The organism is Leptolyngbya sp. Cla-17, assembly GCF_016807185.1.
Taxonomy (GTDB): domain Bacteria; phylum Cyanobacteriota; class Cyanobacteriia; order Leptolyngbyales; family Leptolyngbyaceae; genus ULC077BIN1.
Window position 1 is genome coordinate 1,543,012 of sequence record NZ_JAEVYN010000001.1, and the last position, 18,330, is coordinate 1,561,341.

General features: G+C 46.4%; 20 protein-coding genes. 6 read left to right on the forward strand and 14 right to left on the reverse strand.

Annotation, left to right across the window (positions count from 1 at the left end; all coding sequences use genetic code 11):
- Positions 1–66: 66 nt before the first annotated feature.
- Positions 67–1,755: a dihydroxy-acid dehydratase gene (ilvD, locus tag JOY44_RS06900; protein WP_171572911.1), complete on the reverse strand. Its 1,689-nt coding sequence runs from the start codon at positions 1,753–1,755 to the stop codon at positions 67–69.
- A 222-nt stretch (positions 1,756–1,977) separates the two neighbouring features.
- On the opposite strand from ilvD, the gene JOY44_RS06905 reads away from it, so the two are divergent.
- Positions 1,978–2,265, forward strand: coding sequence for a hypothetical protein (locus tag JOY44_RS06905; protein WP_171572912.1), 288 nt, complete (start codon positions 1,978–1,980; stop codon positions 2,263–2,265).
- A gap of 115 nt (positions 2,266–2,380) precedes the next feature.
- On the opposite strand, the gene JOY44_RS06910 is transcribed toward JOY44_RS06905, so the two are convergent.
- Complete coding sequence (locus JOY44_RS06910) at positions 2,381–2,677, reverse strand: DUF6439 family protein (RefSeq protein WP_197985026.1); 297 nt, start codon at positions 2,675–2,677, stop codon at positions 2,381–2,383.
- Between the two features lie 79 nt (positions 2,678–2,756).
- Between JOY44_RS06910 and JOY44_RS06915 the strand changes: the two genes are divergently transcribed.
- Positions 2,757–3,182: a hypothetical protein gene (locus tag JOY44_RS06915; protein ID WP_171572913.1), complete on the forward strand. Its 426-nt coding sequence runs from the start codon at positions 2,757–2,759 to the stop codon at positions 3,180–3,182.
- A gap of 113 nt (positions 3,183–3,295) precedes the next feature.
- On the opposite strand, the gene JOY44_RS06920 is transcribed toward JOY44_RS06915, so the two are convergent.
- Positions 3,296–4,453: a hypothetical protein gene (locus JOY44_RS06920; RefSeq protein WP_171572914.1), complete on the reverse strand. Its 1,158-nt coding sequence runs from the start codon at positions 4,451–4,453 to the stop codon at positions 3,296–3,298.
- A 509-nt stretch (positions 4,454–4,962) separates the two neighbouring features.
- Here JOY44_RS06920 and JOY44_RS06925 point away from each other — a divergent pair.
- From JOY44_RS06925 to JOY44_RS06935, 3 genes are all read left to right on the forward strand, one after another.
- Entirely contained in the window at positions 4,963–5,466 is a 504-nt protein-coding gene (locus JOY44_RS06925) for a sterol desaturase family protein (protein ID WP_197985027.1), read from the forward strand.
- Between the two features lie 128 nt (positions 5,467–5,594).
- On the forward strand, positions 5,595–5,900 hold the full coding sequence (locus JOY44_RS06930; RefSeq protein ID WP_171572915.1) for an Mpo1-like protein: 306 nt from the start codon (positions 5,595–5,597) through the stop codon (positions 5,898–5,900).
- A gap of 163 nt (positions 5,901–6,063) precedes the next feature.
- Complete coding sequence (locus JOY44_RS06935) at positions 6,064–7,470, forward strand: amidohydrolase family protein (RefSeq protein WP_171572916.1); 1,407 nt, start codon at positions 6,064–6,066, stop codon at positions 7,468–7,470.
- Between the two features lie 93 nt (positions 7,471–7,563).
- On the opposite strand, the gene pth is transcribed toward JOY44_RS06935, so the two are convergent.
- A complete protein-coding gene (gene pth / locus JOY44_RS06940; RefSeq protein ID WP_171572917.1) occupies positions 7,564–8,187 on the reverse strand; it encodes an aminoacyl-tRNA hydrolase in 624 nt (207 codons plus the stop codon).
- Between the two features lie 6 nt (positions 8,188–8,193).
- On the reverse strand, positions 8,194–8,559 hold the full coding sequence (locus tag JOY44_RS06945) for a TatA/E family twin arginine-targeting protein translocase (RefSeq protein ID WP_171572918.1): 366 nt from the start codon (positions 8,557–8,559) through the stop codon (positions 8,194–8,196).
- Between the two features lie 186 nt (positions 8,560–8,745).
- Between JOY44_RS06945 and JOY44_RS06950 the strand changes: the two genes are divergently transcribed.
- Positions 8,746–9,552, forward strand: a complete 807-nt coding sequence (locus JOY44_RS06950; protein WP_171572919.1) for a DUF3747 domain-containing protein — start codon at positions 8,746–8,748, stop codon at positions 9,550–9,552.
- A 43-nt stretch (positions 9,553–9,595) separates the two neighbouring features.
- Here JOY44_RS06950 and JOY44_RS06955 read toward each other — a convergent pair whose 3' ends face one another.
- From JOY44_RS06955 to JOY44_RS06995, 9 genes are all read right to left on the reverse strand, one after another.
- Complete coding sequence (locus JOY44_RS06955) at positions 9,596–10,060, reverse strand: archaeosortase/exosortase family protein (RefSeq protein ID WP_171572920.1); 465 nt, start codon at positions 10,058–10,060, stop codon at positions 9,596–9,598.
- Positions 10,045–10,212: a hypothetical protein gene (locus JOY44_RS06960; RefSeq protein WP_203031944.1), complete on the reverse strand. Its 168-nt coding sequence runs from the start codon at positions 10,210–10,212 to the stop codon at positions 10,045–10,047. The genes JOY44_RS06955 and JOY44_RS06960 overlap by 16 nt, the downstream gene beginning before the upstream one ends.
- Before the next feature lie 27 nt (positions 10,213–10,239).
- Positions 10,240–11,385 (reverse strand): glycosyltransferase, encoded by a 1,146-nt coding sequence (locus tag JOY44_RS06965; RefSeq protein WP_171572921.1) that lies wholly within the window; start codon positions 11,383–11,385, stop codon positions 10,240–10,242.
- A complete protein-coding gene (locus JOY44_RS06970; protein WP_171572922.1) occupies positions 11,382–12,173 on the reverse strand; it encodes a glycosyltransferase family 2 protein in 792 nt (263 codons plus the stop codon). Before JOY44_RS06970 ends, JOY44_RS06965 begins: the two co-directional genes overlap by 4 nt.
- 47 nt (positions 12,174–12,220) lie before the next feature.
- Positions 12,221–13,249 carry a glycosyltransferase family 2 protein gene (locus JOY44_RS06975; protein WP_171572923.1) on the reverse strand — a complete coding sequence of 343 codons (1,029 nt, stop codon included), beginning with the start codon at positions 13,247–13,249 and terminating at the stop codon, positions 12,221–12,223.
- Positions 13,250–13,331: 82 nt separating this feature from the next.
- Complete coding sequence (locus JOY44_RS06980; RefSeq protein ID WP_171572924.1) at positions 13,332–14,513, reverse strand: glycosyltransferase family 4 protein; 1,182 nt, start codon at positions 14,511–14,513, stop codon at positions 13,332–13,334.
- Between the two features lie 135 nt (positions 14,514–14,648).
- Entirely contained in the window at positions 14,649–15,704 is a 1,056-nt protein-coding gene (locus JOY44_RS06985) for an acyltransferase (protein ID WP_171572925.1), read from the reverse strand.
- Positions 15,705–15,750: 46 nt separating this feature from the next.
- On the reverse strand, positions 15,751–16,875 hold the full coding sequence (locus JOY44_RS06990) for a glycosyltransferase (RefSeq protein ID WP_171572926.1): 1,125 nt from the start codon (positions 16,873–16,875) through the stop codon (positions 15,751–15,753).
- 97 nt (positions 16,876–16,972) lie between these two features.
- Entirely contained in the window at positions 16,973–18,106 is a 1,134-nt protein-coding gene (locus JOY44_RS06995) for a glycosyltransferase family 4 protein (RefSeq protein WP_171572927.1), read from the reverse strand.
- Positions 18,107–18,330: the final 224 nt, after the last annotated feature.

Genomic DNA, 18,330 nt, shown 5'->3' on the forward strand with positions numbered 1-18,330 from the left:
CTCTGTAGGATGTGTTGGCACAACGCCTAACACATCCTACCCGACTCTCCTTCATCGGCATCCAGATTATGGATTGACGTGCAAATCCGTAACGGCACCGAGGCTGCTAGAAGACACTAGCGTGGCGTATTTTGCTAACACACCAGAGGTGTAGAGCGGTTTCGGTTTTTGCCATGCAGCACGGCGCAGTGCTAACTCTTCATCCGACACATTCACCTGCAACAGACGAGCAGCGGCATCAATGGTGATGGAATCGTTTTCTTGAACTAGGGCGATCGCTCCTCCCACGTAGGCTTCAGGGGCCACATGTCCCACGACCATGCCATAGGTGCCGCCGGAAAAGCGTCCATCGGTAATCAACCCAACAGTGTCACCTAACCCTGCCCCAATAATCGCTGAAGTGGGAGCCAGCATTTCTCGCATTCCGGGTCCACCTTTAGGACCTTCATAGCGAATAACGATCACATCACCCGCAACGATTTTTCTTGCCAAAATCGCATCCAAACACGCTTCTTCGGAGTCAAATACCCGTGCAGGTCCCGTAATTTGAGCTTTTTTGATGCCCGTAATTTTGGCAACTGCACCTTCGGTTGCCAGGTTGCCTTTAAGGATTGCCAAATGTCCGCTGGCATACATTGGGTTGTTCCAAGGACGGATTACGTCTTGGTCAGCGCTGGGTTCATCGGGCACCTGCTTCAGGCGTTCTGCGATCGTCTCTCCTGTGATAGTGAGGCAGTCGCCATGCAGCAAGCCGTGATTGAGCAGCATTTTCATCACTTGAGGAATGCCGCCTGCCCGATGCAAATCCGTCGCGACGTAGCGACCAGAAGGCTTCAGATCACACAGTACTGGCACACGGGCACGGATGGCTTCAAAATCATCCAGTTTCAGGTTGACTTCGGCAGAGTGAGCGATCGCCAAAAAGTGCAATACCGCATTGGTCGAACCACCCACTGCCATGATGACCGAGATCGCATTCTCGATCGACTGACGGGTAATGATATCGCGAGGGCGCAGATTATGGCGAATCGCTTCCACCAAAACTTTTCCTGCCAGTGCGGTATTCTCTGCTTTTTCAGGGTCTTCCGCTGACATTGTGGAAGAATACATCAGGCTCATGCCCATGGCTTCAAAGGCTGAAGACATCGTGTTGGCGGTATACATGCCGCCACAAGAACCCGCACCGGGGCAAGCATTCCGCTCCACCGCCGTCAGCCGCACCTCGTCAATTTTGCCAGCGCTATACTGACCCACCGCTTCAAAGGAACTGACGACTGTGAGATCTTCCCCTGCCAAATTTCCTGGCTTGATGGTGCCGCCATAGACAAACAGCGCCGGAATATTCATTCGCGCCATGGCAATCATGGCACCGGGCATGTTTTTGTCGCAGCCGCCGATCGCCAACACCCCATCCATACTTTGGGCATTACAGGCGGTTTCAATTGAATCAGCAATCACATCCCGGGACACGAGGGAATATTTCATTCCTTCGGTGCCCATGGAAATGCCGTCGCTGACGGTAATTGTGCCAAAAATCTGGGGCATACCGCCTGCCAACCGAATGCCTGCTTCCGCCTGCGTTGCCAAGGGCGCGATGCCCATGTTGCAAGGGGTAATGGTGCTGTGGGCACTGGCAACGCCCACAATGGGCTTGCTAAAATCACCATCACCAAATCCCACGGCTCGCAGCATGGCGCGGTTGGGCGATCGCTGCACACCCTCAGTAACAATCTTACTTCTCCAATTTTCAGACATTTCGTTCTTCCACATTTAGATCGGCAGTGAGCTTTCCTAATTTTCGCAGAACACTAGCTGCGTTATAGTGTTTTCTGTTCGGAACCGATTTTTTTCTGAGCAGTCTAGATTAGCAGCGAAGATTAGTGAAGAGTTATTCGTTTCATGACACCCTTTCCATAGGTGCATGGCGATCACTCCAATTATCTACCTGTAACGGGTTCAGTGAATATAAAGGAAAGCATGTCAAGTAGTCAGCGTGTTTCAGTCATTTCTTCAGTTGGCAGTCGCAAAGGTCGGTTTCGCAAACCTAACAGCAAAGAACTCGATTTGTTGCTGTTGGCTGGATGTTCCTGTCTTATGACGATTTTGTATCATCCCGTCGCAGAAGCACTGCAAACGGCTCAAACGAGCGCATCCAGTACCGCGATCGCCACGACCACTAGCAAAACCGCTACCAACGCCATGAATTCCTTTCATTTAATTGCTCAGGCTTCCCGCGATAAGAATCAGGATGAGGAAGAAACATAAAAGAATAAAGAGTGACGAATTAAAGCTAGAAGCCTAATCGAAATCTACCTCTCGCTATTCTACTTTCACCATTCACCCTGTTTCTTACTACAGACGCTAGGCGAACGCTCTCCATTTACTTGCCATGAGTTTCACAGGGTGGTGCAGAAATGGAGCGATCGAGCCAGTTCACTGCTTGTTGCAAACGAGGTAGCGCTTCTTCAGGTTGATTTTTGAGTAAAAAGACCAATGCCGCGATCGCTTGCTCAGAGGCTCTGGCTTTCCGGTTTGCCTTGAGGCGATGCCAGTCTTTGTCGGTAATCGTCAGTTTTGCCATCAACGCCTGCGCTAACTCTTCTGCGCTGCATTGATTCAAATCTGGCGTGTTCAAACCTTCCACTGAACCCATCGTTTGAGATGCCAGGTTCACCATAAATAATCCACAGTATTCTTAAGGAGTGCTAATTTCTTCACTTTACTATGTCTGAGAAAAGAGGAGTAGGAAATAGAGTATGAAGGCTTCTAAAGAAGGTGAAGAGTATTTAGATCAGGGGCAGTCAGGTGATGAACCGGATTTTGATCAAGAACTGGTAGAGGTGGAGCGATCGCTTCAGGAACTCAAAGATCGCCATAATCAAGTGCAGCAAGCCCAAGCCGCACAAGCCAACCTTCAACAGCGGCAAGAGCAAATTAAGCGCCAACATCAACGGGCTGCCTCTCCTGAACTGAAGGTCGAACTTCAGCACATTCAAGACAGCCTGGATGAGTTGGAAGTTAAATTAGAAAGCCGCCTGTTCAGTTGGGAAAAACCATTTTGGCAGATTGTTCGTTTTGGTGGACTGGGGTTGGTGATTGGCTGGTTAATGGCGATCGCTGTATTGCAACGTCCTCAACCTGCTTCTCAACCTTCACCGGGTACATCTCAAAATTCACAATAATGTCAGAGTAGTGTGAAATGTAATATGACGAGTACCCAGTACGGAGTGCAGAACCGCTTTGGTGCGAGGATCCTATAAGGACGCTTGAGAAGCGCCCCTATAAACATTCCGGCTTAGGCAGTCACATCACCCACCAGGAGAGCCACATCATCTAAATATTGCCCATAGTCATAGTTCACATCAAAGTCACCATAGGGTGTGCTTCCTTCCGCCACCACTACGCCGTTTGCGAAAGAGGCAGTGGCTGAGTATTGCGGTATTTGAGGAATGAAATCAGCGATTAGCTGACTAAGATTGAAAGTGCCTGCAAAAGCCCCCGCTGGCGAAGTAATGTCGCTGATTAGGCTACCATTTGCAATATCCAAAGTGCCACTGACATCCGTTAAAAATTCAGCTAGTTCCTCAGTCACTTCTCCAGCTACATTAAAGTCGAAACTAAGATCACCTATGGGTGTAACCACCGTTGCGAGTGCGATTCCGTCGGCAAAATCAACAGCTCCTGAGAGTGCTGCTAGAGGCACAACCACTTCAGCACCAGGAATTTGAGTAAATACATCAACAGCTATCGTGCCTGCATTCAGATCAAGCATCGCCTCCGATGCACCTACCGGAAAAGTGTATTGAGCGTTCTCAGGAAAATCGATCGCAAAATCAACATCTCCAAAGGGAGTGGTCAGGTCTGTAACCAACTGACCGCTGCTAAAACTAATCGTTCCTTCCACATCTCCCAGCGATGTGGGTAGATCGATTGCAATCTGACCATCTTTAAATGCCACCGTTCCATTTGAGGTTGTGAACTGCTCACCTACAAAACTGCTAACCAGTTGAGCAAAATTAAAACTACCAACAAAGTCTTCGTTCCCCAGGTCTAAATTTCCAGAGGCAATTCCATTGGCAAGATCCAACGTTCCATCTATCTGATTCAGGGTGACTAGGAAGTTGTTTGCCTGCTCGGTTACATTCACCGTTTCTGCTAAAGAGCCAAAGGGTGTAGACACGGTACTAACCAGCACGCCGTTTGCCAACGTTACGGTGCCTTGAATTTCGTCTAAAGAATTAACGATATCTACCAAGGACGCATCTAGAGCACCCACAGTGCTAGGTGTCAGTAAATTGCTAGAAGAACCTAACAAGCTAATAAAAGGAACTTCTGAAGCTACTTCGGTTAAAAAGCTGGAGGTTTGAGAGAGAGCCGAGCTTAAAGAACTCTGATTGATTCCTATGCTCGACAGAAAGTTGACACTTGGATTAAAGTTTGCTGAATCTACCATGGTTATCTCCTTTTACTCTCAGATGCAGACATGTTAGGGCTTGCTAGGCAAGCGATTTGCTTGCTGCGATAGTCAAAACATTTTTTTGGCGGTGATCGCTCAGCGATCGAACTAGCATCGAACAGGATAATTGCTAGCCCCGCGAGGATGCTAACGAAAACCGGCTTCTAACCCATCTGTCCTTAGAGGCATTTAAATAAACCTTCTTGAGATAGAAATTAAGCAAGCTGATTCATAAAAAATAAGGTGAATCTTAACTTTTTGGTAGTTTATGGCAAACAAAGTAAGGGCAGATTTTGCAATTAATTTGCTTGTAACCGATTGAATTTTGGCTAAACCTGGACTTGACAGTAGTGTTCTTCCTGCCAAAATGCTTGAAGTACTCCAGGGAGCCATTCAATTACCCGCATTACCTGACTGCTCAAAATGGCAAATATAGCGGCAGCCCTTAGGAATCTGCTTAGAACTCTATACTTTGAAGAAGAAGTGAATGTGAGGAATGGATAGGCATGTTTGAGCTTTTCCCTATGTGGATTGGAATCGCCTGCTTTGCGATCGCCTTTGTACTTGCTAGCCTGGTGGAATATTGGGTGCATCGATTAATGCACAAACCGCTTCAATTGGGGGAACGCCACCGAGATCACCATCGCCGCAACGAAGCACAGGGCGTTGTCTGGGAGTTTTTGGATTACGTCAAAGGCACCATTATTTTATTGGTGCCGATGTTTTTTGTCTCGCTATCCGCTGGCATTGGCTGGAGCTTAGGCGCTGTGATCTATGCTGCTTTTTCCTCCTATGCCCATCAGCTTCAGCACGAAAACCCAACCAAGTGCTTTTGGATGAAAATGCCCGTTCACTATGTCCATCACAAGTACAACATGTGGCATCACAACTTTGGCTTAGGCGTAGACTGGTGGGATCACGTCTTTGGCACCTATAAAGTGGTGGAATGGCTCACGGATGATGAGCAAACCCATACAGAGCGCAGCTATCTAGAGCTGAAGTGGTGGTAATTTAGCGGTTGGCACACTTCTCAATTCCAAAGATTTGCTTTGACTCCACTGTCGCATTAAAAAGCCTGTGCTATTGTTCCAACATCTTTCCCAAAAATTTTGGTTGAAATGGAGGCATTGTATAGGCTGTGAGCTATTTTAACGAGGCAAAGGCACACTTCGTCGCGAGTCACCAAAATCCCATTAATCAAGCGCTTCACCATCTCACCAACTTACTAGCGATCACTGCTGTTATTTTTCTGTTTATTGATTGGCGCATCACCCTAATTTGCCTGGTGTTTACCCAGATTTTTGCGCTGGGTGGTCATGCCTTTTTTGAGAAAAATGAACCTGCGTTTGTGAAATATCCCGGAATCACTATCTTGGCATCCCTATCCTGGTCATTTGAAAACTGGTTTGGATTACGCCAAGTGATTAGAAGGGCGAGGAGTTAGAGGCAAGGGGTACGGAAGTACAGAAGTACGGAAGTACGCGGTTTCAATCTAACTCCGAACCCTTCAACTCCGAACTCTTTAACTCCGAACTCCTTAACTCCATACCCTGCACTCTTCAACTCCGCACAGCGTTTTTCCATTTCTACATTACTTAAGGAGTTTTATGTACGAAGGTTTACTGGTTATTGATGCGGATGCTCACAAGATTGAAAACCCTTTAGTGATGCTGGATTATCTAGAACCGCAGTATCGCGATCGCCTGGGGTTAATCATCGATAGTTTGGGCGATCAACGCATCAAAATTATGGATTTCAACCCCAAAACAGGGCAAAACGATTTGGTGCAGTTGTTTCCTCAACCAAGTGGCTTAGGTAAAGGTGGATTTCGCACATTGCACCCTGAAACCACATTGGGGGCCATGTTCAACCATGTGCGAATTGAACATATGGATCGAGAAGGTGTAGATGTACATATTGTCTATGGCACCCTAAATCTGATTTTCTCTAGCTTGCTGGATACCGACCTGGCGATCGCGTTCTGCAAAGCTTATAACACCTACATGGCAGAGGATTGTCGTGGCTATGGCGATCGGATCAGGCCCATTGGCGTATTGCCCTTGCAGGACGTGGGCGAAGCCGTCAAAGAACTGCATCGCTGCGTCGAAGAACTAGGTATGGTGGGTGTAGCAGTGCCGCCCAATATTCCTATTCCCCATCCCCGCGCCCCAGAAGCCTTCCCCGAAATCCGCACCTGCAAAGCGATTAGCCATCCCGATTTCCGCCCGATTTTGCAAGCCGCTGTGGATTTGGACGTTTCCCTAGGAATTCACGGCGCACCCGGCTCTTTCATGATGGGCGGCATTGCGGATCATATGGAAACCTTTGTGCTGACTCACATTTTTGTGCAGCGCAACCAGCAGCAGCACGCCATGACCCGCATGGTATTTGATGGTGCATTTGAGCAATTTCCGACCCTGCGGGTTGGCTTTTTGGAAGGCGGCTGTGGTTGGCTGCCTGACCTATCCCATGCCATGCACGAACATTGGGAAAAACGAGTGCGTGACTTTGATCCAAAAAATCCCTATCGCCCTTCCATGATGGAGATGACTCGCCTGATGATGCAGGAGCGGAGCGGTCGCAACAAAGCCAACGTGCTTAACCAGGTGAAGACTCTGTTTGACTTGATGTGGTCAGCCGAGCGCGACCCTGCCAAGATTGAGGATGCTAGTCTCTATGAACACGCTGATTTGCGTCATCGCGACCCATTAGAGTATTTTGAACGGGGGCAAATTTTTGTCTCTTTTGAATCTGATGATCCAGCTCCCACCTATTTGCCCCAGGCAATGGGCGAAATGGGTAAGCGAGTCGCCTGCTTCTCTGGGGATTATGGGCACTGGGATGGCGTACTGCAAAACTGCGTTCGCGATGCGGCTACCCAAGGCGACTACGATCGCGACTACCTCACCCGCTTACTTGCAGGGAACGCACTAGCGCTCTATGGCGATCGCCTACGCCAGTCTCTCCCCGCTGACTGCGTGGCATCTTCTGAGCTTGCAACATCAACACGATGATGATTGAAGAGTAGGGAGTACGGCGTTGAGCAGTGCGGAGTGCGGAGTTGTAAAATTACTCCGCACCTCGTACTCTGAACTTCCCTATTCTCTCTACTCTCCCGCCGTGCGATTGTTGTAGAGACTCATAGCCTTTTCCACGCCTTGCTTGAGGCTATATTCCACCATTTCAGCAGAGAGTTTAATTGCATCTGCAACGATCGCAGCTTCAGTGGGAGCAAATTTCCCTAATACGTGGGAGATTGTGTCTTTGTCGATATCAGCATTTTTGGCGCTGCCGATACCGAGGCGCAATCGGGGGAAACCTTGAGTGCCTAAATGGGCGATCGCGGATTTCATGCCGTTGTGCCCTCCAGCAGAACCCGAAAGGCGCATCCGCAGCCTACCCACGGGCAGATCCATATCGTCGTAGATAATCAGCACTGATTCTGGTGGCAGTTTGTACCAATCCAGCACGGCGCGAATCGATTGCCCAGAGTTGTTCATATAGGTTTGGGGCTTTAGCAGCCGCACTTTGGCGCTGCTTGCTCCTAGCCCTTCCCCAAATAACCCTTGATACTTTTTCTGCTCCGATAGGCTGATCTGCCACCACTTTGCTAACAAGTCCACCACTTCAAACCCGATGTTGTGGCGCGTGCGATCGTACTTGGCACCAGGGTTGCCCAATCCTACAATCACTTGGGGAATCACTAGGGGCGATGGCGTTAGGTCAGTCATTGCGGATCAGCCCAAAGATTCTTCTGGTTTTTGTTCTGGGCTAGCAGTCACAGGCTCGGATTCTGTATGTTCAGATTCTATAGGCTCAGATTGTACTGTGGGCACCTCTGTTTCGGTTGGTTCAATTGCGGCACTTAAGGCTGGCGGAACGGGTTCTTCCAGGGTTGCCTGCATAGGTTCTTTGACAATCCGCTCAATTTGCTCGGCTTCACGTTTGAATTCGCTTTCAAACTCTTTTGAAGCCTCTTGAAAACCACGAATGGCTTTACCCATACTACGACCAATTTCGGGTAGTTTTTTGGGTCCAAAAACGAGCAGCGCTAGGGTGAAAATCAGTACCATCTCTGGCAAACCAATTCCAAAAATATTCATAGTGCTGACTCCTATAGGTCGGTGAGATCGAGAAACATTTACGGTGTCAATGCGTCAAAAAGGTGAACAGACATCCAAACAAAAATATTCCACTGAGGGAATTATTGTCCGGATACGGGGTGCGCACTGGGCAATAGTTTGAATATGTCGCATCAATTAACCACTCTCTAACTTTGACTTGATACTATGCATACTTCATTGAACCTGCGTTTGGCTACGCTAGCTACGCTTGCGCTGGCTGCTGTTAGTCAAGCGACTCCAGCGATCGCCCAGTCTATGTTTGGTCAACAAGAAATCGACCAAAGCCGCTTTGTTGCCGTTGCCTCTCCCTATGGCGGAAATGCCCATCAACTTCTGATCATAAAACAGCTTAGCAATGTTCGCTCTTGTTGGAGCGAAAGTGGCGCTAGCCCAACCAGGATCAATCCGCTGCTGGTGGAGTTTGATTTTACCGATATTTGCGGACGCAGTATCGACAGCAATGGCTACTCCATGAGGGTGGGTGGCGAAGATCAAAACTGGCGCTACAGTTTTCGGGTGATGAAGCGAGAGGGCGATCTACACCTGATCGCTGCGCCAAATACCGATCGCACCCTGCCAGAACTGCTGATTGCCAGAACGCGGGGCTATACGTCTGGCTTTGCCAAGTTTTACTTTGAACCAGGCTGGCGAGTCACCGAGCGATCCTATCAAGGCTCATCTCTGGGGCATATTTACCTGACAAACAATCAATCCATTGCCAGCTTGAATGCAGCCGCGATCGCGGCTCGTCCGGTGTTTACCCGCCCAGTTGCCGCTTATCCAAGCAGCCCTGTTTTTGTCAATTCCAATTCCAATAATTCAGTGGTGATTGCGCCAAATTCTACTGCGCCGATCTCTGCTGCGCCCGTCTCTGTGCCGTCTGTGCAAGCGCCCCGCCCCGTGGCACAACCTCAACCTAAGACGGTGCAAAAACGCCGCCCTAGCTGGTTTCAGCAATGGTTTGGACGATAGATAAAAAACGTAAGGGTGCTTCACGAAGCGCCCTTACGTTTTTCTACAGGCTCGAAGCACTTTTCCGTAGCATCGCCATGGCGAGATAGTAGTAAGCTGTTAGCAGGATGCTAGCAAAAATCTGTCCACCGATCGCGCCATGCCAAAACTCAAAGGAATCCTTGCCCCAATAGACGACCGCAAACACCAGCAGCATAATTCGTGGCACGTTGAAAACCAGCGCCAGAAAAACTCCGGCGGCAACCAAAGCCACAATTTTTGACCAAGAGCGTTTGAAAAATAATCCCATGATTACCCCCACGCCCGCCAACACAAACGCCATATCAAAGCCGCTGCAACCCGAAGCGACCTCAACGACTTTTTTTGCCTCGATCGTTGTAGACAACGAAAGAATTGACCCTTCAACGGTCACAGGTTGTTCGATTGCCCTCAGCGCTAAACCGCTTGCCCACGCCATCCCATGCTCAAGCTGCGCTCCCGTGAGGATTCTCCTTAGGCTATTTGCCAAAAATAGTAGGTGCGCTGGCGTTTTTGCTCGGCGCGTTGATGTTCTTGTTTAATGGGTTCGCAGTCTATCGGCAGAAGAGTATCATTCAAAGTTGCCCATCGTAGCCAAACTACATCATCGACACCCTTAAATGCTCCTTGCCAACGTACCAATGCTCACCCAAAAGAAAGTTAATTTTTCTACCCGCGATCGCTCATTACTTGCTGTAACAGGTGGGCAATCTGTTGATTTGTTGTTTCTAGATTAAACCGCTGGCTGGCTGACTGTTGAGCTTGATGGGCGATCGCGGTCGCCTGCTCTGGTTGACTTTGGCACTGCTGGATGATATCTACAAGTTTCAGTGCATCGCCCGGTGGCGATAACCAGCCAGTTTTGTCGTTTTCTATTAATTCAACCACGCCCCCTGCTGCTGCCGCGACAATCGGCGTGCCGCACAACATCGCCTCCACAATCACTCGACCAAAGGGTTCTGGAGCAGTGGAAGTGTGGGCAACCAGATCGCACATCGTCATCAACTGCGGTATGTCAGACCGAAATCCTAAAAACCGGACGCGATCGCTGATTCCCATCTGTTCTACCTGTTGATGTAACTGTTCTACATAATCCTGTTCACCAAACAACGCATCGCCTACGAATAGCACGGTCACATCAGGACAGTGAGTTAACGCTTCAATCAGCACATGCTGACCTTTCCAGGGAGATAGCCGACTAAAATGACCAACCACAAAGCGATCGCCTAAGCTCAATGCTTGACGCATTTGAGCAGCATCGGCATGATGTTGATATTGTTTAAGATCGAATCCGTTGTAAACCACTTTGACGTGATCGCGGTTTCCTCCAGCGGCAACGAATGAGTCTGCACTAGCGTGAGAGTTGGCAATGACTAACGATGAAAATCGATTTGCTAAGCTAACGATAAGCGTGCGATTAACAGTACTAAAATGATCTGAAGAAACAATGTCGTGTAGATGATAGACCAGCGGGCGATTAGCTAAAAGACTCGCGATCGCACCAACGACTAAAGCCTTTTGCGTGTTGGCATAAATTACATCATAATCACGACTCAATTGAGCAATTCGCCCAATTAACGGCAGCAATTGTCCGATGCTACTGAGTCCTTTCAGCAGGTTGCTATCTTTTTGCACTGGAATGGCTTGCCCAGTTAGCACCTGCACTGGAATACCTTGTTGTTCTAGTAGCTCTCGAAATGAACCGTCTGCTAATAATCCAATCAGGCAACGATCGCGGTAGGGCTTCGCCACATCTAGCAGACAAAGTTCTGCCCCTCCTGTCTTGCCACTTTGATCTAAAAATAGAATTTTCATGGCTCCAGTTCATACAGTTTGATCTCTTTCAAAAAAATGTAGTAACTCCACAAAATAGAGACTGCTAGTCCACTAATTCCTTGTTGCCAGAGGTAGTTCCAAAGATACATTTGCAGGAATTTGGCAGGTGGTTTAAGTAATAGCCGCCAGTGATTAAATCTCTGACCCTGGCTATAACTTTCTTGAGCATCTAGATCGGTGTAACGGTTAAACCGAATGACCGTCTCACTGATGTTACGAAATCCTTGATGTAGAATGGTGCCAGATAGTCTACCGACGGGTGCAGTGTTCACCTCAACTCGCTCATGTACTAACGCATCATTGATTTGCAAAACAGTCTTGTTATAAAGTCGAATGTGACTTTCAGGACGACCCTGTAACCAACCATCTAAAAAGTCTCCGATGCGATCGCAGCTAAAGGCACTGGCTTCTATGTGAGGACACTGCTTCCAATCTAGTAACGCCGTATTAAGTTGCTGGTCAATCGTTTCATCTGCATCTATAAAAAAAATCCAATCAAATTTTGCCCATGCAGCACCCTGGTTACGTTGTTTAGCGTAGCCAGACCAAGGGTTTTGATAAACCTGACAGCCAAGGGTTTGAGCAATTTGCATGGTATTATCCTGGCTACCGCCATCCACCACCACAATTTCATCAGCAAATGTCTGACAAGATTGAATCGTATTGGTAATCCGTTCTGCTTCATTGAGAGCAATAATCACCACTGAAATCTGCCGTGAAGGAATAGTAGAAGCATTAGGAAGAGGAGATTTTGTAAGCAGATCCATGCGTTATCAGCAAGTTAAAGGCTTCTGATAGAAAGGTCGATAGGATTTTATAAATCCGTCATTGAGATGTCAGTTTGCAGCTTTACAAATGTCTCCGATAGGCTGGCTGGACTGTCACAATTACGTAAAAGCGCAATATATTCATGAGCCTTTACAATCAGTTGTTCGGCACCTAAAGTCTTGAGTTTTTTCTCGGCTATTTTGGCTGGCGCGATCGCCGAGGCTAACTGAACCATGTTAAACAAGCGCTGGTGTGAATTTCGACTTTCATCGCAGGGAAATAGCTTTTCAATAATGTAAGCCGAGTTCACCCACGAGGCTAAAAAATAACGGGCATCATTGGGTCGGGTGCTTTTTCCAAGCGAATCATCATGGCTAATTTCTGCATCTAAACGGCACACAAGTTTATGCGTTTTGCCGACTCGCACAGACATATCCACATCTTCAAACAAACCATACCGTTGAAAGTTTTCATCGAACCCTGAATCGGCGATTAATTCTGTGCGATAGTTCATATTTGCACCCCACAGCCGATCAATAGGAATCAAGGGGAAATGGCGGAGTTGAGGTGCGATTGGCTCAAACAACTTCGTATCAGTTTTAGGAATATGAATGCGCTGCAAAAACCAACCGAGATGATGCCGAAAGTAGTTTTTAGTTAATCGAAAATATTTTTGTGAGTAGTTATCAAACTGCCCTGTAGCAACTCCATTGACACCACCAATGGTTTTGTGGAGGTCGGCTTGAAAAACCTCTAATATCTTCGAGACATAGGTCGGCGTGATGAAGGTGTCATCATCGGCAAAGCAGGCAATGTCTGTTTTTACCTGGTTTAGTCCTAGATTGCGCTGAGTCGTCAGCCCCGGTTTTGGGGCAATTAGGTATTGACTATCGGAGTTTGTAAATAGTCGAGGAAACTTTTGCATGAGAGCGGTGCGATATTGCTCGGCTCCTTCAGTCGAATCAACAACAATAAATTGATCGGGCAAGTGATTAGAAGAATTCCAAGCTTCGAGGCAACGCTCCAATAGATGGGGGCGGTTATAGGTGCAAATAACAGTGCCAAAAGTCAACATAGGACAAGTTAGGGCTGATACCTGTGAAATTATTTACGTTTACGTTCAAGCAGCAACTTGATCCGCAAAACTGGGCGGAACTTTACGATTTCTTTGTGAAGTGGGGTTGATGCTCAGCTAACAAAACCTGTCGCACCTGTGGAGCGATCGCTGCCCATTCAAAGTGCTGTCTAGCATAGTCTCGACACGCTTCGCGGGTTGGCAGAGGCACCTCTGCCGCTAAAATAGCTTTCAGCGTTTGAGCAATCGTGCTAGCTTCACGATCAGCTGTAATCAGTTGAGGCGACAGGTTGCCAATCACATCGGGCATTCCCCCAATGGGAGTGCAAACCGCAGGAGTGCCACAGGCAAGCGACTCAACCAACACTAACCCAAACCCTTCCAGTGATTGGCTGGGCATGATGGTCAAGTCTGCTGCCTGGTAGGCGATTGGCAAATCAGCATCGGGCACAAAACCGAGTAGTTGCACATGGTGCTTGAGGTCTAATTCGCTGACTTGGCGCTCTAAATCATCTTTTAGAGGTCCCTTACCCGCGATCGCCAGCCAAATGTCAGGATAGCTCTGCCTGACCTCTGCCACCGCCGTGAGCAGCTTATCTAGTCCCATGCGATGCACAAGGCGACGAGGAGTAAACACAATAAAGCGATCAGATGACCAGCCTAGTTTTGCGCGGGCTTGTTGACGGGTCAAGTTTGCCTGAAAGTGGTGAGTATCCACACCGCCGGGGATAATGTGAATTCGCTCCCAGGGAATCGCATACTCCTCATGCAAGATTTTGCCAAAGGCTTTGCTGAGCACAATAAAGTGATCGCACCGTCGAAACACTCGGCTTTCAATCCAATGTTTTAGGTTTATTGCCATTTGTGATGCTCCTTCTTGTTGACTTTCAAGCGCCCAAGGACCATGAAAGGTAAAGGTCACTGGAACATCTGCTGGTAACTGGCGTAAAATTGGCAGGCTATAGAGGGCAAAGTGTAAATTAATGGCATCCGGTCGCACAAACTGACGCTGGGCAAATTGTTGATGTACTGACCAGAGCCGTTGCGGTAAGGAGCGATCGCCCGCTGCCAAGTTCGTTAGCTGTAACCCAGTAACAGAGGAAGTTTTTGGGATAGAAATGCCGCAATACTCAACTAGATTGTGCTGACTCGTCAGTGATTGAATCAGTTCATATACATAACGGTTTAACCCGCCAGGTGATTGAGGAAACCAACCCATGCCCAAACACAAAATTGATTTTGATCGCAGGTCAGCGTATTGCATAGTAAATCAGCAAGATTGAGCTTCAATGGAATACATCAAACAAAGACATGGAGTACGAAACTTCTTATCTCCAACTCAAGTGGACAGGGCATTATGGAATTTCCTCTTCGAGATGCGCTTCCGTTTTATATTCGACTATCTAACCAAAGCTTTTCCGCCGAAGTAACTAATAAAAAAGCTTATTAACACAGAAATTAAAACAACTAGGGATGAAAGTATGAATGATATTAAAGTCTCAAGTAAATAATTTAATTCTTGAGTAGCTATTCTTAAATCAAGCTTGTAAAGAATGTCAATAAGCAAAGGATTTAAGCAGAAAATTCCTAATGACCACGAACTCAGAAAAGAAATACATATTTTGATAGATTTTGATCTCTCCAAGAAGTCTTCAAGACCAATAGAAGCCATAACAACTAAACAGGTTACAAGCAATGTAGATAGCCGAAAGTAGACTTTTCTACCTGATGAGTCCCAATTTCCTAATAATTCTTCTTCTATACTTATTAGTATCGGAGATGTGAAAAGAAGAATAGCCTTAACTTGTAGGCTATGTAACTTAGTTGAGTGAAGAACTGTTTTTATCTCTTCGTAATTTCGTCCTATAAAAGTTCCAAAAAACATATAGAAAAGATACAAAAAGGGTATTTCTAAGCAGTTTTGGTTTTCACAGAACATGGGAAAGTATGTAACGGGTATGTATGAAAATTCTGCAAGAATAGTAATCATAAATAGGGACGAACATGATAGTTTGGCTTGCCTTAACCACGGGTAAACCAACGTAAGTATTATCAGAACCACAAAATAGTACTGCCCTGAAAAACCAAAGCCTATCCAATGATTTGTAATGAATTTAATGATAGAAGGATAATTGGGTTTGTGGTTGATAATGATATATACGCACGTCCAAAATACATATGGAATAATTAACCGAGATAAGCGGCTGCTGATAAAACGTTCTATAGATATGTTTAATTTATTTGTATCAGACGCAAAGCGTCTTTCAAGTAAGAAAAAACTAACTGTAATAAATACAGGTACGCAAAATCTAAAATAATTAGTAATTGGCAGCAAGCTTAGAGAATCAAATAAACCTAAGCTGGTATGAATATAAACTACTCCAAAAATGCTTAAAGCCTTGAGCAGATCAATCCAACGATAGTAGCTTTTGCTTGCGGAGATATGAGGCTGCATTGAATGTCTAATTTAAAGATTTGGAACAGAGTTAAGACGAGACTACTCATAACTGATTGATGAAATGGAGGTATTGCTCTGCAACCTTTTCATTCGTAAACTCTTGAGCACGTTCCTGCAAAATTTTTACATTAATTGAATGATTCAGCGTTGTGATGATGGCATCTGCTAAAGCCTTATAGTCCCCAACAGGTACTAACTGACCATATTTTCCATTTTCTAAAATTTCAGCGGGACCACTCTCACAATCTGTTGAAACAACAGGGGTTCCGGTTGCCATTGCCTCAACCAGCACGTTGCCAAAGCCTTCATAGCGAGATGACAGCGCAAAAACAGCCGCTTTTGCCATGTAAGCGTAAGGATTTTCGGTAAAGCCAAACAATTGGGCATCTTGCTCTAACTTTAAATCGTGAATGAGTGCCTCTAATGCCTGCTTTTGATCAGGTTCACCCCCAATAATTAGAAGACGAGCTAAACGCTGCTGCCGCACTAGGGCAAAGGCTCGAATTAGGGTGGCAAAATCTTTTTGTGGGTGGAGTCTACCTGCTCCTAAAATGACAGGGGGTTCACCGCTCGCAAACCAGGGATGCTCAATCGCTTCCTGTGCTTTGCTGCTCAAATCGCTCGTGACAACTGGGTTGTAGATTGTTTGAATTTTTTCTAAAGATAAGTTTGTTAACTTAGCAACATCTTCAGCGACTCCTTTTGACACGGCAATAATGCCATCGGAGGTTCGATAAAAATGCTTGAAAGTAAACAGCTTAAGCTTGGCTCTAAAACTCGATAACTTGCCAAAATAGCGAGAAACATGGACATGCACTACCTGAATGATTTTTGTGGGGCTATGGGAAAGGTTTCCGGCAAAATTGGCTAAACCGACATAGTCTCCATTGGATAGCAATGCAAGCGGCTGTTTTTGATCTAAATAACGCTTGAGCTTAATTAGCTTTTTGAAATAGATTGTTTTGCTAATTGGCAATTCTAAATCAACTGTTTGAATTTGCGGCGGTAGGTTTGCCATCACTGCCCGATGATAATCTGTTACCTCTGGTACAACCAGATCGACATAGAATCCTTTGGAGACAAAAGATTGAGCTAAGTTCAGCACAACGCGATCGCCTCCATTCCCGGTCATTGGCGTAATAAACAAGCTAATTAGGTTTTTGTTCATATGTGAGCTACACAATCTACTTAGCGGTGCCTCACTTGCATGAATCAAGCAGGAAGCTCAATGTGCAGATGAGGCTGTACAAACTCATAGTCAAGAATCAACTGATAGCAACCATGTCTTCAAAGCGATCAACATAAGCTTTTGCCTGTTGCTGCCAGCTATACTGCTCAGCTACTTTTCTGGCGGCTTGCCCCATTTGATAGAGGTTCTCAGGATCATCCATCAGCTGATTTAATGCCTCAGTTAGACTCTGCACATCATCAGGATTAGACAGTACGACCCCACAATCAGATGTCACAATCTCCGAGCCTCCGGTTGTTTGTGCTGTAATCACAGGCAACCCTGATGCCATTGCTTCTAGGAGCGCGAGACTACAAGCCTCATATCGGGAGGGAAACACAAACAGGTCAACCGCTTGCATCAATTTAGGAATGTCTCGCCTGTATCCAATGAAGTGAACCCGCTCCTTGACGCAAAGTTTCTCGGCTAGTTGAGGATATGGGCTTTTTTCAACGCCTGCTGCAACAACCAGATGTAACTTTGGCACCTGCACCAAAGCATGTAAAACGGTGTCTAAGTTTTTTCGGGGTGTACGAATATCACCCGCAAATAGTGCCAATGGAATATTACCAGGCAGTTCTAAAGCTTGACGATCCACTCGACCTGGATAAAACTCATTTAAATCCACCCCATTTAATACGACTTGAATTGATTCCCCCGGAATTCCAAGCCTGACAATTTCTTGCTTAACTTTTTCAGAGACAGCAATAATTACCTTTGTATTACGAAAGGCTTTCGCTTCCCACTGAGTATTAAGAGTGGAATATAGCCAGTGATAGAGGCCATGTAGATTACGGTTACGGATTCCTCGATCGGGATTAACATTTGACTCTAACCAGGCACTGTGGACAAAGTGAACTGCATTGACATCGCTGCTAGCTGATGTAATCGCACCATTAACCTTAATCAAATCAAATTCCGCTTGATGTTGCTTGAGCCATCTGGCACTTTTGTAGGAAAAGATGGCTTCTCTTATCAGCGCCGATGGAAACCGCTTTGCTGGAATAGACACCCATTGAACTTGCGGATGTTCATAGAGATCGGGCGCAACACTGCTAGCCACTAGTGTGACTTGATGCCCCCGTTCAATGGCTTCTTGAGCAACTTCATAGTTGACTCGTCCCTGCCCATTTCCTTTCGCCACGATCGCAGTGACAATGCAAAGTTTCATGTTCAACTTCTTTCAATAGAATGCTGTATCACTGATTACGGAAAACAAGAGTCGATGAATCTTCTATAACTCTCAAAGAAGACGTATAAAAGAATTGATCTGACTAGCTCGATTTTGCGAGTTATTTAGTAAAGTGCAGATACGTTTACAAAATTAATTAAAACACCTGCAACTAATCACTAATTCTGTGATTTTTTTGATTTACCGTATTGATGTACAGTTCT

Excerpts from the sequence above, each read along its gene's own strand:
- ilvD (WP_171572911.1), bottom strand. The coding sequence starts at position 1,755 with ATGTCTGAAAATTGGAGAAGTAAGATTGTTACTGAGGGTGTGCAGCGA.
- pth (WP_171572917.1), bottom strand. The coding sequence starts at position 8,187 with ATGACTGACCTAACGCCATCGCCCCTAGTGATTCCCCAAGTGATTGTA.
- JOY44_RS06965 (WP_171572921.1), bottom strand. The coding sequence starts at position 11,385 with ATGAAAATTCTATTTTTAGATCAAAGTGGCAAGACAGGAGGGGCAGAA.
- JOY44_RS06970 (WP_171572922.1), bottom strand. The coding sequence starts at position 12,173 with ATGGATCTGCTTACAAAATCTCCTCTTCCTAATGCTTCTACTATTCCT.
- JOY44_RS06990 (WP_171572926.1), bottom strand. The coding sequence starts at position 16,875 with ATGAACAAAAACCTAATTAGCTTGTTTATTACGCCAATGACCGGGAAT.
- JOY44_RS06995 (WP_171572927.1), bottom strand. The coding sequence starts at position 18,106 with ATGAAACTTTGCATTGTCACTGCGATCGTGGCGAAAGGAAATGGGCAG.
- JOY44_RS06910 (WP_197985026.1), bottom strand. The coding sequence starts at position 2,677 with ATGGTGAACCTGGCATCTCAAACGATGGGTTCAGTGGAAGGTTTGAAC.
- JOY44_RS06975 (WP_171572923.1), bottom strand. The coding sequence starts at position 13,249 with ATGTTGACTTTTGGCACTGTTATTTGCACCTATAACCGCCCCCATCTA.
- JOY44_RS06905 (WP_171572912.1), top strand. The coding sequence starts at position 1,978 with ATGTCAAGTAGTCAGCGTGTTTCAGTCATTTCTTCAGTTGGCAGTCGC.
- JOY44_RS06915 (WP_171572913.1), top strand. The coding sequence starts at position 2,757 with ATGAAGGCTTCTAAAGAAGGTGAAGAGTATTTAGATCAGGGGCAGTCA.
- JOY44_RS06980 (WP_171572924.1), bottom strand. The coding sequence starts at position 14,513 with ATGCAATACGCTGACCTGCGATCAAAATCAATTTTGTGTTTGGGCATG.
- JOY44_RS06920 (WP_171572914.1), bottom strand. The coding sequence starts at position 4,453 with ATGGTAGATTCAGCAAACTTTAATCCAAGTGTCAACTTTCTGTCGAGC.
- JOY44_RS06925 (WP_197985027.1), top strand. The coding sequence starts at position 4,963 with ATGTTTGAGCTTTTCCCTATGTGGATTGGAATCGCCTGCTTTGCGATC.
- JOY44_RS06985 (WP_171572925.1), bottom strand. The coding sequence starts at position 15,704 with ATGCAGCCTCATATCTCCGCAAGCAAAAGCTACTATCGTTGGATTGAT.
- JOY44_RS06935 (WP_171572916.1), top strand. The coding sequence starts at position 6,064 with ATGTACGAAGGTTTACTGGTTATTGATGCGGATGCTCACAAGATTGAA.
- JOY44_RS06945 (WP_171572918.1), bottom strand. The coding sequence starts at position 8,559 with ATGAATATTTTTGGAATTGGTTTGCCAGAGATGGTACTGATTTTCACC.
- JOY44_RS06950 (WP_171572919.1), top strand. The coding sequence starts at position 8,746 with ATGCATACTTCATTGAACCTGCGTTTGGCTACGCTAGCTACGCTTGCG.